Source organism: Paraburkholderia bannensis (assembly GCF_014200455.1).
Taxonomy (GTDB): Bacteria; Pseudomonadota; Gammaproteobacteria; order Burkholderiales; family Burkholderiaceae; genus Paraburkholderia; species Paraburkholderia bannensis_A.
In genome coordinates this window covers 325,831-339,535 of the sequence record NZ_JACHBW010000004.1, presented here as the reverse complement: position 1 = coordinate 339,535, position 13,705 = coordinate 325,831, and the positions used below count along the sequence as shown (strand labels likewise).

Sequence of the window (13,705 nt, the reverse complement as noted above, 5' to 3'; positions counted from 1 at the left end):
GGGGCGACTCGATAAAACATCCCTACGCATACGAAGAAGGCCGCAAACGCGGCCTTCTTTCATTGCAACGACAGATGATGCTTACTGACCGGACTGCGAGGTCGTCCCAGTCGACGAGCCGTAAGCCGTGTTGGCCTTTTCGGCGGCGATCTTCTGTTCTGCAGCCTGGACGTTCTGCGGGTAGTGCATCCAGTCGCTCGGATCGTAGCCGGCAGCGCGCAGCTGGGCCAGATCGGCGCGAACTTCGGCGCGCGTAAGCGGTTGTTGCGATTGTGCATACGAAACGGTCGGGACGACGACCACTGCGGCGAGGAGCGCGGCTCCAAGAAGCGATTTCATTTCCACTACCTCCGATTTCTTTTTTTCAGGGGTTCACGCGATGGCGTAACCCATGGCAGCAATGTAGGCGTTCGGAGTCTCAGGGTAAATACTTAGAAAGCGAATTCAGTGTTCTCCCGGCGACAACAATCGGGCGATTAAATTGTCTGATTATTTCGGGGATGTAGAAAGCATGCGGGAAGATTTGGGGGCAGATTGTTGCGATGAAACAAATCGATTATTGCGAAATCCGCAACTGGAATTCGCCGACTTTGGCATATATCCGGATCGAGTGCTTGCCTAGAATCCACTCAACGCTCAGACACGCGCATCGCATTGCAGCATGCCGGGCGATTCGAACAATTCCGGAGGTCACACCATGAAGTCGCTGATTCAAGCTGTCGTTATCGCCACTGCCTGCGCCGCGCCGCTGGCCGCTTTCGCCCAGGCCGACCAGGGCCTCACGCGCGAGCAGGTGCGCGCCCAACTGGTCGAATTCCAGCAAACCAGCCGTAACCAGAACGTCGCCGCCGAAGGTACGGGCGCAGCCGTCACGCAAGGCGACAGCGCCTACGGCGGCGTGAGCAGCACGTCCGCGGCTGGTGCCCGTTATGTCTCCGAAGCGGCCCGCCGTGGTCCGCAGTCGGTGTATTTCGGCGGCCAGTAAGGCTCACCGAGGTTCACCTGCGGGCGCTCAGCGCCCGCACACGAACTAACGGCCCGCGATCCTCGATCGCGGGCCGTTTGTGTTTTCTGGCTCAGGAAAGCTCGGCGTCGGGTACGTCGAGCACGAGATCCGTGCGCGCGACGGCCACGCAGGTCAGCACGTAGCCCTCGGCTTTTTCCTCGCGCGAAAGGCCGGGCCATTCGATGGTGAAGTCGATCTCGCCGCTCACGACGCGGCACAGGCAGGTGCGGCAGGTGCCGTTGCGGCACGAACGCGGCAGGCGGATGCCCGCAAAGCTGGCGGCTTCGAGCAAGGTGAGTTCGCGCGGCGCTTCGAATTCGCGCCCGAGCGGTTCCACGCGCACCACGGGTACGTGGGCTTCGGTGGCGTCGCTGGCGGCGTGTTCGGGGGCGTCGGGATTCATGGGCGGGGAGATCGAAAAAGCGTCGCCGCGAAGCTTAACCTGGTGAAGCCCTCGCCGCGCCGCCCTGGCTCCGCCTGTCGTCGCTCAGCGCCGCCGCAAATGCCGATATACCGTATTGCGCGCCAGCCCCAGCTCGCGCGCCGCCGCCGAGACATTGCCGCTGTGGCGCGCAAGCGTGTCGTCGATCAGGCGTGCCTGCCAGTCGGCGAGGCGCGCAGGCGATGTGTCGGGCGCGGCGATGGATTGAGCGACCGCAGGATCTGCCGTGGTAATAGCCGCCAGATCCTGTGGTTCGTCCCCGACATCGGCGACGTCGTCGCAATCGTCCAGCAGATCCTCGGGCAGATGCGCGAGTTCGATCGCGTGCCCGCCTTCGGCCATGATCGCGGCGGTGCGTAGCACATTGGCCAACTGGCGCAGATTGCCGGGCCACCGGCAACGCATGAAGCATACGCGCACCTCGGGCGCGATACGCGCGGGCGCTTCGGGGATCTCGCGCCGCACGAGCGCCAGCACGCGCGTAACGAGCGTATCCAGATCGGTGCGCCCGGTCAGCGGCGGCAGCGTCACGGCCAGCCCGTTGATGCGGTAATAGAGATCCTCGCGGAAGCTGCCTTCGGCGATCATCGCGCGCAGGTCGCGGTGCGTTGCACAGACGATGCGCAGATCGACGGGCACGGCGCGCGTTCCACCCAGCGGCATCACGGCGCGCTCCTGCAGCACGCGCATGAGCCTGACCTGCTGCGCGAGCGGCATATCGCCGATTTCATCGAGAAAGAGCGTGCCGCCGTGCGCCTGCTGGATCTTGCCCGGGCTGCCGCGCCGTTTCGCGCCGGTGAAGGCGCCGTCCTCGTAGCCGAACAGTTCGGCTTCGATCAGCGAGTCGGGCAGTGCCGCACAGTTGAGCGCGATGAAAGGCGCATCGCGGCGCGGGGAATCCTGATGCAGCGCCCGCGCGAGCCATTCCTTGCCGGTGCCGGTGCGGCCCAGAATCAGCACGGGGATGTCGCGCCCGCGCACCTTGGCGACGCGTTCGAGCACGGCGGTCATGCGCGCGTCGCCGGTATCGAGATCGGCGAAGGTGGGCTGCCAGTTGGCCGAGGCGGTGGCCGAGCCCATGGCCGAGGTCGCAGCGGTGGCGCGCGCAGATTTGGCATCGCCGCGTTCTGCGGCGGTCGCAGGCGATGCAGGCCAGGCCGTCTGCGCGCGCGTTACGGTTGCGCCCGGTGAGCCCTGCGCGACCACGCGCACGCCGCTTGGCAGCGTAAGCGTGAGCGGCACATTCGGGTTGGTGTGCGCGTGCATCAGCCGTTGCAGGAAGGCCGCGAACGGAACGCCGAAGAGCGCGTCGAAGCCGCGCTGCTGCAGCGTCGCGAGCGGCGCGCCGAACTGGAACAGCGCGCTGCGGTTCGCGCACAGCAGCGTGCCGTCGGGCGCGAACGCCGCGAGTCCTTCGTAGAGCGTACCGATAAACTCCGCGCGCGCGTGGAACTGCAGGCGCACCGCATCGGCGAACTCGGTATTGAAGAGATGGTTCTCGATCATCTGCGCCGACATGCGCACCAGCGCCAGCGTGTGCTTGTGAAAGCCGTGCGACTCGCCGCTTACGTCGAGCGCGCCGAGCGTGCGGCCCCACGGATCGGCGATCGGCGCGCACGAGCAGGTGAGGATGTGATTGGCGCGCAGGAAGTGCTCGCCCGCATGGATGGTGGTGGGCTGGCCATCGACCAGCGCCGTGCCGATCGCGTTGGTGCCGCGATCGCGTTCGGCCCATGACACGCCTGGGCGCAGCGCCACGCGGCGCGCCTTCTCGACGAAATCGGTGTCGCCCAGACTGTGCAGGATCACGCCGTTGCGGTCGGTGAGCAGCACCATGCTTTCGGTATCGACGATCTGCGCATGCAGCGCGTCCATCACGGGACGCGCCTGATGGTAGAGCGCGTGGTTCGCGTCGATCAGATTGCGCAGGTCTGCCGTGGCGAGCGCATCGAACTCGGGCGTCGCACCCGCACTCAGGCCAAGCGAGCGCGAGCGCGCATGCGCTTGGGCGATCGCGTCCGCGCGGGCCGCGTCGGGGGGCTTGACGGTGACGGATGGGCGTTGGGTCACGCGTGTCTCCATGTTCTGGCCGGCTGGCGGATGCGCTCGCGCCGGCTGCTCGTATCTGCCTCGTTTTGCACGCTCGATGCACACTTCGCCGCTGCGTTGCAGCATGGCAAGCGGCCGCGACGATCCGGGCGCGTGAGGCAGGTGTTCGAACCATGGTACAGGAAGGCCGCCGCGCGCTGCATTCGGGCAATTGCTGCCGCGCTCGCCGGAGCTCAACTAAGGCTTGCCTTTGCGCGCGCGGGTGCCAGGATGAAGACAGGGGCGCGCAACGGCGTCCCGGCGTCGGCGCAACAGGCAGTACGGGGTTTTCAGCGCCGTCGCGGCTCCCTTGCGGAGTGCATCATGGTCCAAGGCGAATTGAGGATCCTGGTGGCGGCGCTCGCCGTCTTTGCCGTGCTGGCGGGTCTCGCGCTGGCGATTCACGGCCTGCTCTTCGATCTGGGCGTCTATGTGGACTATGGCATGGCGATTGTGGCGGGCGGCATCGCCGCGTTCGTCGCGATGCTGACGGTCCATCCGAAGGACGTCGACGTCGAGCAGCACAGGCATCGCGAATCCTGAGGTTTCCACGCTGTCGTCAGGGCTTTCCAGAAGCGTGGACGACGCTGCACTGCGTCATGCCATTCGTGTCGATCAAGTGTGGCAGCGGCGCGTGATCGACGCTCGCGTATGTGGCGGCCGCACTCTGCGACGCTGCAGCAGACGCGGAAAAAAGGGCCGCCAGGATCATTTCGCGCGTGTGACAAAGTCGACCTTGCCAGCCGCGCGAAGTGTCCTAAAGTGAATCAACTCGACCGCCGCAACGGGTTCGCGAAGCGAGACGTGCGGCGGTCGACGTTTTGATCCGCGTGCATGCCGAGGAGGTGCATCGAAAGGCGCGGCCCCGCTCACTCTCTAACCTGAGGCGAATCCCATGCAGATCCTGTTTCCGAACGAAGCCCCTGAATACTCGGGGCGCGAACTGACCTTGGCGTTCCCCGCAATGATCGATGGCGAGAGGGTGGAATGTACGATCACGGCGGCCGCGCTGGAGGACCATTTCGGCGCGGCATCGCCGCGTGCGGAGGATGTGCTCGACGCCTTCGACCATCATCGTGAGCGTATCGAGGCCGTCGCGCGCCGCCTGCTATCCGAAACGCGCGCGCAATGCCTGACACTGCGCAGCGGCTATGTGCGCTTCGTGCAGGCGCACGGCGTGGCATCCTGAGATTTGTCGCTACGCTAGCCGTCTCAATCGCGACTCAATCGCGACTCAATCCTGGTTGAATCCAGGTCAGAGCGCCGCCTGCTACGCCCCGCAATGCTTCCGGCGCTGCGGGGTTTTTGCATTTTCGGCGCCCGAATGCGTTCAGATCATCCGGCGCAGTGTGTTGTCGCGCAAGAACACGTGATGCGCGATGGCCGCGAGAGCATGGATGCCGATCACCCAATAGAACGCATTGCCGATCAGTTCGTGGGCGTCCTTGAGAAGCTTGCGCGCGAGCGGGTCCGGACCCACCAGCACGATCTGCAGATCGAGGCCGGGCAGCGAGACCGGATGGCCGCCCGTGTTGATGGTCAGGATGCCCAGCAGCGGCTGCACGAAAATAAACAGATAGAGCGCCAGATGCACGAGCCGCGAGAGAAAGTTGAGCACGCGGTTCGAATCGATTTCGTGCGGCGCGCCGCGCCACAACCGCCATAGCAGCCGCAGCACGGCCAGCGCGAGCACCAGGGTTCCCGAGCAGAAGTGCACGGTGCTCCAGAGCGCGCGGCTGTCCGAACCTTTCGGCCCGCGGATTTCGATCGCCAGATAGGCGAGCGCGACGAGCAGAAAGATAGCCCAGTGAAACAGGATGGCGGGTTTCGAATAGCGTTCGGCGGTGGCGGGGAAAGTGGCCACTATGCGGCTCCTTGGTTCTGGGCTTGATCGGAGGGAAAGCGTGGAGTACCGGCATGATAAGGAGTGCGCGCCGCGCTGTGCGCATGCCGGCGCGGAAGCTTGACCTCGCTCGCGCCGGCATCCCGGTAAACGAAAACGGGCGGCCCGCAAGCCGCCCGTTTTGACGCCGGACCGAAATCCGTCGCGCAGCTTAGCCGCCGCCCAGATAGAAGTAGCGGAACAGGAACACGGCCGCGATGATCCAGACGATCAGGCGCACCTGGCGCGCGCGGCCCGTCAGCAGCTTCAGGCCGGCGTACGAGATGAAGCCGAACGCGACGCCGTTGGCGATCGAGTACGTGAACGGCATGGCCAGCGCGGTGAGCGCGGCGGGCACGACTTCGGTGGCGTCGTCCCAGGGCAGGTCGGCGAGTTCGCGCAGCATCAGGCACGAAACGTACAGCAGCGCCGGTGCGGTCGCGTAAGCAGGCACCACGCCCGCGAGCGGAGCGATGAACAGACACGCGAGGAACAGCACGGCGACCGTCAGCGCGGTCACGCCGGTGCGGCCGCCCGCCTGCACGCCCGAAGCGCTTTCGATATAGGCCGTGGTCGACGAGGTGCCGAGCACCGAACCCGCGAGAATCGCGGTGCTGTCGGCCAGCAGGGCGCGGTTCAGGCGGTGCATCTTGCCGTGAACCAGCAGACCCGCGCGGTTCGCCACGCCCATCAGCGTGCCGGTGGCGTCGAACAGTTCGACGAGGAAGAACACCAGCACCACGTTCAGGATGCCGCCCGATAGCGCGCCCTTGATATCGAGCTGGCCGAAGGTCGGCGCGATCGACGGCGGGGTCGCGAAGATGCCGTGGAACTGGTTGCCGCCGAAGAAGAACGACAGCACGGTCACGCCCACGATGCCAATCAGGATCGCGCCGCGCACCTTGAGCACGTCGAGGGTGACGATGGCGAAGAAGCCGATGATCGCGAGGATCGTGTGCGGATCGTGCAGATTGCCGAGTTCGACGAGTGTCGCCGGGCTGCCGACGATCACGCCCGAGGTCTTGAGCGAGATGATCGCGAGGAACAGGCCGATACCGGAGGTGATCGCCACCCGCAGCGAATGCGGAATCCCGTTGATGATGGCCTCGCGCACGCGCAGCAGCGTGACGACGAAGAACAGGCAGCCCGAGATGAACACGGCGCCCAGCGCGGCTTGCCACGTGAAGCCCATGCCCTTGACCACGGCGTACGCGAAGTACGCGTTCAGGCCCATGCCGGGCGCGAGTGCGATCGGATAGTTGGCGTAGAGGCCCATGACGATCGAAGCCAGCGCCGCGACAAGGCAGGTGGCGACGAAGACGGCTTCCTTGGGCATGCCGGCATCGCCGAGAATCGACGGATTCACGAAGATGATGTAGGCCATCGTGAGGAAGGTCGTGAAACCGGCGAGGACTTCGGTGCGCAGGTTGGTTCCTGCCTCCTCGAAGCCGAAATAGCGTTTGATGGCGTCCATGAAGATCGGGCCCTTGAGAGTCGAGCGGGTTGATTTGTTGTTGTGAACGGCGTCGGCTCGCGGGCGACGGAGGGCGTCGCGCAGGCCGGGTCACGCTGCTACGGGCGGGATTGTAAACAATTGTCCGCCGTGAACAGAAATGGCGGGGCGAACGTGGGAGGGGTGCAACAGTTTTTGGGCGGCGCGCAAGGCAGTCTGGGAGTGTGCCGCGCTGCGTGCGCATTGGGGGCATCGAGTCGCAACGCGAAACACAAGGCGGGAGCATCGATCCGCCTGACGACGCGGACCGAGACTCCCGCCCTTGAATGAGCGCCTGATAAGCGGCGCTTATTGCATCGGCTGCGGCATGCCGCCGGAAGTGCGCGCCGCGCGACGCGCTGCGACGATCGCGCCGGCGCGCTGGGCGTTTTCGGGGTAATCGATCCAGTCGAGCGGATCGTAGCCCGCCGCGCGCCATTCGGCCAGGTCCGCGCGCACCTGGGCGCGTGTCATCGGGGCCGACGGATCGTAGGGCTGCGCCACTGCCGAGGCCGATGCCGCGCAGCAAGCCGCTGCGAACACGCCAAGCGCGATACGTGAAAGGGAAGTCATGACATGACCTTTCGTATTAGGGATAACCCTTAAAAGTATAGACGCTATCTCGATAACCGAAAGGTAAGCTTGGGAAAGTTTCTGCGGGATCTAGCGCGCCTTCGCGGCGGCCCGTTCGCGCATCTGGCGATACTCGGTGGGGCGCAATCCGGTCCATTTGCGAAACGCGCGATGAAACGCGCTCGGCTCCGCGAAGCCCACCGCCGCCGCCACATCGGCGACTGAGCGCGCGGGGTCCCGCAAGGCCGCCTCGGCCAGATCGCGGCGCAGTTCGTCCTTGATCGACTGGCAGCTATGGCCTTCCTGATGCAGCCGCCGCCGCAGCGTCGCGGGCGCCACGTTCAGGCGTTGCGCAATGGCGTCGGCGTCCGGCCAGGCGTGGACGGGCAGCGCGCGCAGCGTGCGCCGCACGCGCGCCGCGAACGATCCCGGGTTGCGGTACTTGACGACGAAGTTGCCCGGCGCGTTGCGCAAGAACGCGCGCGCCGAGGCCGCCGTCTGAATGACCGGAAGATCGAGGAACGCGGGCGCGAGTTCGAACCACGATGCGTCCTGATCGAAGGCGATGTCGTCGCAGATCATCGACTGATATTCCGGCGCGGCCTGCGGCGCAGGACAGCGAAAGCGCGCGCCGATCACCGGAATGCGCCGTCCCACCAGCCAGCTCAGCAGTCCGTAGACGAGGATGAACCAGGTCGCATAGGCGAACATCGTCGGCACTGGCGTGCCCTCCCGATGGTGCAGTGCGATACGCACGCGCGTGGCGTCGATGTCCACTTCTGCGCCGAGGTCGTCGAGCACCAGCCGCATGAAATGCACCGTGCGTTGCAGCGCCTGCCTGCCGGTGCGCGCGCCAAGCGCCGCGTGCGTCATGGCGATGAAGCTGCCGCTTTTCATCGCGTGCGAATCCTGGCCGAAAAACTCGTCGTCGAGTGCGCGAGCGATGCCGGCCCACAGCGCCCCGTATTGGGCGGCGCTCACGCGGGCCCGGGCGTCGATGGCGATGCCCGCTGCCTGGGCGATCGGCGTTGCGTCCAGCCCGCGTGCACGCGCGAGCGCGATGGTCTCGTGCACGAGGCTCATCGCGATGGTGCCTTTTTCGCTCACTTTGCCGATTAGCCTTGTCCGCATGGAAAGCCATGCAGCGTGGTTGTCGAAGCCTGTATGGTAAATCCGCTCAGCGTTTTTGAGCGTGGTGGGCATCGAATGCGGGCGCGCTCCTGCCTACACTTTTCAGGAGCCTTGCGGCCGCAGCCACGTCGCGCGACAGTGGCAGGCAGAGACAGAAGCGGGCAGGAAAATCGCCCTGGAAGGGACGAAGAAGGAGACACAGATGGACGAGTTCTACACCGACGATCAACGCATGATCCGCGACGCCGCGCGCGATTTCGCCAGCGAACGCCTCGCGCCCAACGCGGCGCAATGGGACCGCGAGGGCAAACTGCCCGACGCAGTCGTCGCGCAACTGGGCGAGCTGGGTTTCCTCGGCATGATCGTGCCGCAGGAACAGGGCGGCTCCTATACCGATTACGTGGCCTACGCGCTCGCAATGGAGGAAATCGCCGCGGGCTGCGCCTCGTGCGCGACGCTGGTGAGCGTGCACAACTCGGTGGGCTGCGGCCCGATCCTCCAGTACGGCAGCGATGCGCAGAAAGACCGCTGGCTGGCGAAGCTCGCGAGCGGCGAGATGATCGGCGCATTCTGTCTGACCGAGCCGCAGGCCGGCTCCGAAGCCAACAATCTGCGCACCCGCGCCGAGCTGCGCGACGGCAAGTGGGTGCTCAACGGCAACAAGCAGTTCGTGACCAACGGCTCGCGCGCGAGTCTGGCGATCGTGTTCGCCGTCACGGACGCCGATGCGGGCAAGCGCGGTTTGTCGGCGTTCGTCGTGCCCACGGACACGCCCGGCTTCAATGTCGGCCCGCCGGAAAAGAAGATGGGCATTCGCGCCTCGGACACCTGCCCGGTCTCGCTGGTCGATTGCGCGATTCCCGAAGCGAACCTGCTCGGCCAGCGCGGCGAGGGGCTCAAGATCGCGCTTTCGAATCTGGAGGGCGGGCGCATCGGCATCGCGGCGCAGGCACTGGGCATCGCGCGCGCGGCATTCGATGCGGCTCGAACCTATGCGCACGAGCGCGTGCAGTTCGGCGAGGCGATCATTGGCCATCAGAGCGTCGCGAACATGCTGGCGGACATGCACACCCGCATCAACGCCGCGCGTCATCTGGTGCACCACGCGGCGCGGCTGCGCTCGCTGGGCAAGCCCTGTCTTTCGGAGGCCTCGCAGGCCAAGCTGTACGCATCGGAGATGGCCGAGGAAGTCTGCTCGCATGCGATCCAGATTCATGGCGGCTATGGCTTCCTCAACGATTACCCGGTCGAGCGTCACTACCGCGACGCGCGCATCACGCAGATCTACGAAGGTACGAGCGAAGTGCAGCGCATGGTGATTGCGCGTCAGCTCTGAAAGAAAGGATGGCGAAGTAAATAATAAAGCGCACCAAGGCGCAGAAACTGGAGACATCGGCGATGACTACGTTTACCCCTTCCGCGCAGGCCTTTATCGAAGCGCGCGATCTGCTGCAGCGGCACCGCACCGACTACGCGCGCGCCTATGCGGAATTCGCGTGGCCGCAGCTCGATACGTTCAACTGGGCGCTCGACTATTTCGACGTGATCGCGCGCGGCAATGACAATCCGGCGCTCTGGATCGTCGACGATCTTGCCGATGGCGGCACGAAGTACTCGTATGCGCAGATGTCCGAACGCTCGTCGCGCATGGCGAATTTCCTGCGCGAGCAGGGCGTGGGGCGCGGCGACCGTCTGTTGCTGATGCTGCCGAACCGCGTCGAGCTCTGGGACGTGATGCTGGCGGCCATGAAGCTGGGCGCGGTGGTGCTGCCCGCCACCACGCAACTCTCGCCCGACGACGTGCGCGAACGCGTGGAAACGGGCGGCGCGCGGTTCGTCGTGGTGGACGGTGCGGAACTCGCCAAATTCGATGCGCTCGATGCCAACGTCAAGCGCATCGCCGTGGGCGCATCTTCCGAAGATTGCAAAGGCTGGATCGATCTTTCGCAGGCCTATGCATCCAGCAACGTGTTCGAACCGGACGGCCCGACGCGCGCCACCGACACGCTCCTTCTGTACTTCACCTCCGGCACGACCTCGAAGCCCAAGCTCGTCGAGCACACACATCAGAGCTATCCCGTCGGCCATCTTTCGACCATGTACTGGATCGGCCTCGTGCCTGGCGATATCCACTGGAATATCAGCTCGCCAGGCTGGGCCAAACACGCCTGGAGCTGCTTCTTCGCGCCGTGGAATGCGCAGGCCTGTGTCTTCGTCTACAACTACGCGCGCTTCGTGCCGAAGGATACGCTCGCGGCGCTCGTGCAATGCGGCGTGACGACGCTGTGCGCGCCGCCCACGGTCTGGCGCATGCTCGTGCAGGAACCGCTCGCGAGCTACCCGGTGAAGTTGCGCGAAATCGTCGGCGCGGGCGAGCCGCTCAATCCCGAGATCATCGAGCGCGTGCGTCACGCTTGGGACATCACGATCCGCGACGGCTACGGCCAGACCGAGACCACCTGCCAGATCGGCAATTCGCCGGGCCAGCCGGTCGTGCCGGGATCGATGGGGCGACCCCTGCCGGGCTATCGCGTCGATCTGGTCGACCCCGACGATCAGCCCGTGAGCGAAGGCGAAATCGCGCTTCCGTTGGCGCAGCGTCCGCTCGGCCTGATGACGGGTTACGCGAACAATGCGAAGGCGAGCGAATACGCCACGCGCAACGGCTACTACCACACTTCCGACGTGGCGCTGCGCCGCGACGACGGCTATTTCGTCTACGTGGGCCGCGCCGACGACGTCTTCAAATCATCCGACTATCGCTTAAGCCCGTTCGAGCTAGAAAGCGTGCTGATCGAACATGAGGCGATTGCCGAAGCCGCCGTCGTGCCGAGTCCCGACGAACTGCGTCTTGCCGTGCCCAAGGCCTTCGTAATCGTGCGCCAGGGCTTCGAGGCCGGTCCCGATCTCGCGCGCGAAGTGTTCCGTTTTTCGCGCGAAAAGCTCGCGCCGTACAAGCGTATCCGCCGCCTGCAGTTCAGCGATCTGCCGAAGACGATCTCCGGCAAGATTCGCCGCGTGGAATTGCGCCGCCGCGAAATGGATCGCACCGCGGAGCCCGCGCGGCAGCCCGACGAATACTGGGAAGAAGATTTTCCCGAGCTGCGTTGAAATCCACAAGGATGACGAAATGATTGAGTTCGAATACATGCACGATGGCGCGGTGGCGCTCGTCACGCTTGCGCGGCCGCCCGCAAACGCCTTTACCGTCGATGGCCTGCGCCAGTTGCAGCAGGTCATTGAAGCGTTCAACCGCGAGGCGCGCGTGCGCGCCATCGTCATCACCGGGCAAGGGCCGAAGTTTTTCAGCGCGGGCGCGGATCTCAACGCGTTCGCCGATGGCAATCGCGAAGTGGCGCGCGAAGCCGCCAATGCGTTTGGTGCGGCCTTCGAGACCTTGCAGAACGCGCGCGCCGTGGTGATCGCGGCGATCAACGGCTATGCGATGGGCGGCGGTCTCGAATGCGCGCTCGCCTGCGATATCCGCATCGCCGAAGACCATGCGCAACTCGCTTTGCCGGAAGCGGCCGTCGGGCTGTTGCCATGCGGATGCGGTACGCAGACGCTGCCCTGGCTCGTTGGCGAAGGCTGGGCCAAACGCATCATTCTGACGGGCGAGCGCGTGAATGCCGCCACGGCGGTGCGCATCGGTCTGGTCGAGGAAGTGGTGCCGCAGGGCGGCGCGCGCGAAGCGGCGCTCGCCATGGCCGCGCGCGTGGCCACGCTCAGCCCCGAGGCGGTGACGTCGAGCAAAGGACTCATTCATCAGGCGCGTAACGGCGTGCCGCGCAGCGCGGCGCTGGCGGTGGAGCGCGAGCGCATGCTCGATCTGTTCGAATCGCCCAATCAGCGCGAAGGCGTCAATGCGTTTCTGGAGAAGCGCAAGCCGCAGTGGCAGGTAGCGGAATTGTGAAACGGAGAATCAGGCAATGAATGCAATACCGGCTTCGATAACCGCGTCCGTGCAGGCTTCAGAACAGGCCCAGCCGGATGTGCTGTTTCGCGTGGTCAACCGCGTCGCGATCATCACGCTGAACCGTCCCGCCGCGCTCAATGCCCTGTCGCACGCGATGGTGCGCGAGATCGCCGTGTTGCTCGAACGCGTGCGCCGCGACGACGCCATCGTCGCGCTGGTGCTCGAAGGCGCGGGCCCGAAGGGCTTTTGCGCGGGCGGCGACGTGCGTGCGATCGAGCGGCTGGCGCGTGCGGGCAAACGTCTGGGCGACGAAGGCTGGCAGCAGTTTTTCGTCGATGAATACCGGCTCGATTATGCGCTGCATACCTTCGAAAAGCCGCTGGTCGCGCTGCTCGACGGCGTGACGATGGGCGGCGGCATGGGGCTGGGTCAGGCGGCGGCGCTACGCGTGGCGACCTCGCGTACGAAGATCGCCATGCCGGAGACGCGCATCGGCTTGCTGCCCGATGTGGGCGCGACGCACTTTCTCGCCAGCATGCCGGTGGAGACCGAGCTATACGTGGGCCTCACGGGCGCGCTGCTCAACGGCGCGGATGCGCTCCACTGCAATCTGGCCGATCTTTGCGTGCCGGGCGAATGGCTCGACGGTTATGAAGCGCGGCTCGCACAGACGCATTTCGACGGCAACGTGCGCGATAGCTTGCGCCGCGTGTTCGACGCGCCGTGTCAGGAGGCAAAGCCAGGCGCGCTGGCGGCGCACGGCGCGCTGATCGCGAAGCATTTCAACCGACGTCTGCAGGTGGTCGAGATCGTTGCATCGCTGCGCGCCGATCTTGAACGTGAACCGTCCGATGCGGCGCGCGCCTGGCTTGAAGCCACGCTGGACGCGCTCACGCATTACTCGCCGACGATGCTCGAAGTCACGCGCGAGGCGCTGCTGCGCGGTCGGCAAATGACGCTCGCGGAAAGCTTTCGTATGGAACTCGGGATCGTTGCGCGCGCAATCGAAGAGGGCGACTTCTGCGAAGGCGTGCGCGCGCATTTGATCGACAAGGACCGCAAGCCGCGCTGGGCACCCAGCACGCTTGCCGAAGTACGCAACGAGCGCGTGCAGCAGTTCCTTTGCTCGCCGTGGCGCGGCGAGACGCACCCGCTCGCGGACCTCGGCCAATAGG

The 13,705-nt window shown here is 65.4% G+C and carries 14 protein-coding genes; 7 read left to right on the top strand and 7 right to left on the bottom strand.

Annotation, left to right across the window (positions count from 1 at the left end):
- Window positions 1-81 precede the first annotated feature (81 nt).
- Window positions 82-339, bottom strand: a complete 258-nt coding sequence (locus tag F4827_RS09430; RefSeq protein WP_183723712.1) for a DUF4148 domain-containing protein — start codon at window positions 337-339, stop codon at window positions 82-84.
- 358 nt (window positions 340-697) lie between these two features.
- Here F4827_RS09430 and F4827_RS09425 point away from each other — a divergent pair, with 358 nt between their 5' ends.
- Window positions 698-985 (top strand): DUF4148 domain-containing protein, encoded by a 288-nt coding sequence (locus tag F4827_RS09425; RefSeq protein WP_183723711.1) that lies wholly within the window; start codon window positions 698-700, stop codon window positions 983-985.
- A gap of 91 nt (window positions 986-1,076) precedes the next feature.
- Here the strand turns inward: F4827_RS09425 and F4827_RS09420 are convergent, their stop codons facing one another.
- Window positions 1,077-1,409 carry a 2Fe-2S iron-sulfur cluster-binding protein gene (locus tag F4827_RS09420; protein ID WP_183723710.1) on the bottom strand — a complete coding sequence of 111 codons (333 nt, stop codon included), beginning with the start codon at window positions 1,407-1,409 and terminating at the stop codon, window positions 1,077-1,079.
- Window positions 1,410-1,493: 84 nt separating this feature from the next.
- Window positions 1,494-3,518 carry a sigma-54-dependent Fis family transcriptional regulator gene (locus tag F4827_RS09415; protein WP_409258777.1) on the bottom strand — a complete coding sequence of 675 codons (2,025 nt, stop codon included), beginning with the start codon at window positions 3,516-3,518 and terminating at the stop codon, window positions 1,494-1,496.
- Between the two features lie 342 nt (window positions 3,519-3,860).
- Between F4827_RS09415 and F4827_RS09410 the strand changes: the two genes are divergently transcribed.
- Window positions 3,861-4,079, top strand: a complete 219-nt coding sequence (locus F4827_RS09410; protein ID WP_183723708.1) for a DUF2964 family protein — start codon at window positions 3,861-3,863, stop codon at window positions 4,077-4,079.
- 352 nt (window positions 4,080-4,431) lie between these two features.
- Window positions 4,432-4,725, top strand: a complete 294-nt coding sequence (locus tag F4827_RS09405; protein ID WP_027817002.1) for a DUF1488 domain-containing protein — start codon at window positions 4,432-4,434, stop codon at window positions 4,723-4,725.
- 141 nt (window positions 4,726-4,866) lie between these two features.
- Here F4827_RS09405 and F4827_RS09400 read toward each other — a convergent pair whose 3' ends face one another.
- The 4 genes from F4827_RS09400 to F4827_RS09385 form a co-directional block, all read right to left on the bottom strand.
- Window positions 4,867-5,400: a cytochrome b gene (locus F4827_RS09400; RefSeq protein WP_183723707.1), complete on the bottom strand. Its 534-nt coding sequence runs from the start codon at window positions 5,398-5,400 to the stop codon at window positions 4,867-4,869.
- A gap of 190 nt (window positions 5,401-5,590) precedes the next feature.
- A complete protein-coding gene (locus tag F4827_RS09395) occupies window positions 5,591-6,892 on the bottom strand; it encodes an NCS2 family permease (RefSeq protein ID WP_183723706.1) in 1,302 nt (433 codons plus the stop codon).
- A 327-nt stretch (window positions 6,893-7,219) separates the two neighbouring features.
- The gene (locus F4827_RS09390) at window positions 7,220-7,483 is read right to left on the bottom strand and encodes a DUF4148 domain-containing protein (protein ID WP_183723705.1); all 264 of its coding nucleotides are present in this window, start codon (window positions 7,481-7,483) and stop codon (window positions 7,220-7,222) included.
- A gap of 90 nt (window positions 7,484-7,573) precedes the next feature.
- Entirely contained in the window at window positions 7,574-8,614 is a 1,041-nt protein-coding gene (locus tag F4827_RS09385; RefSeq protein ID WP_183723704.1) for an AraC family transcriptional regulator, read from the bottom strand.
- A gap of 202 nt (window positions 8,615-8,816) precedes the next feature.
- Between F4827_RS09385 and F4827_RS09380 the strand changes: the two genes are divergently transcribed.
- The 4 genes from F4827_RS09380 (at window position 8,817) to F4827_RS09365 (ending at window position 13,704) form a co-directional block, all read left to right on the top strand.
- On the top strand, window positions 8,817-9,950 hold the full coding sequence (locus F4827_RS09380) for an acyl-CoA dehydrogenase family protein (protein WP_183723703.1): 1,134 nt from the start codon (window positions 8,817-8,819) through the stop codon (window positions 9,948-9,950).
- Between the two features lie 62 nt (window positions 9,951-10,012).
- Entirely contained in the window at window positions 10,013-11,725 is a 1,713-nt protein-coding gene (locus F4827_RS09375; RefSeq protein WP_183723702.1) for an AMP-binding protein, read from the top strand.
- Window positions 11,726-11,744: 19 nt separating this feature from the next.
- Complete coding sequence (locus F4827_RS09370) at window positions 11,745-12,527, top strand: enoyl-CoA hydratase (protein ID WP_183723701.1); 783 nt, start codon at window positions 11,745-11,747, stop codon at window positions 12,525-12,527.
- A gap of 16 nt (window positions 12,528-12,543) precedes the next feature.
- Window positions 12,544-13,704, top strand: coding sequence for an enoyl-CoA hydratase/isomerase family protein (locus tag F4827_RS09365; protein WP_183723700.1), 1,161 nt, complete (start codon window positions 12,544-12,546; stop codon window positions 13,702-13,704).
- Window position 13,705: the final 1 nt, after the last annotated feature.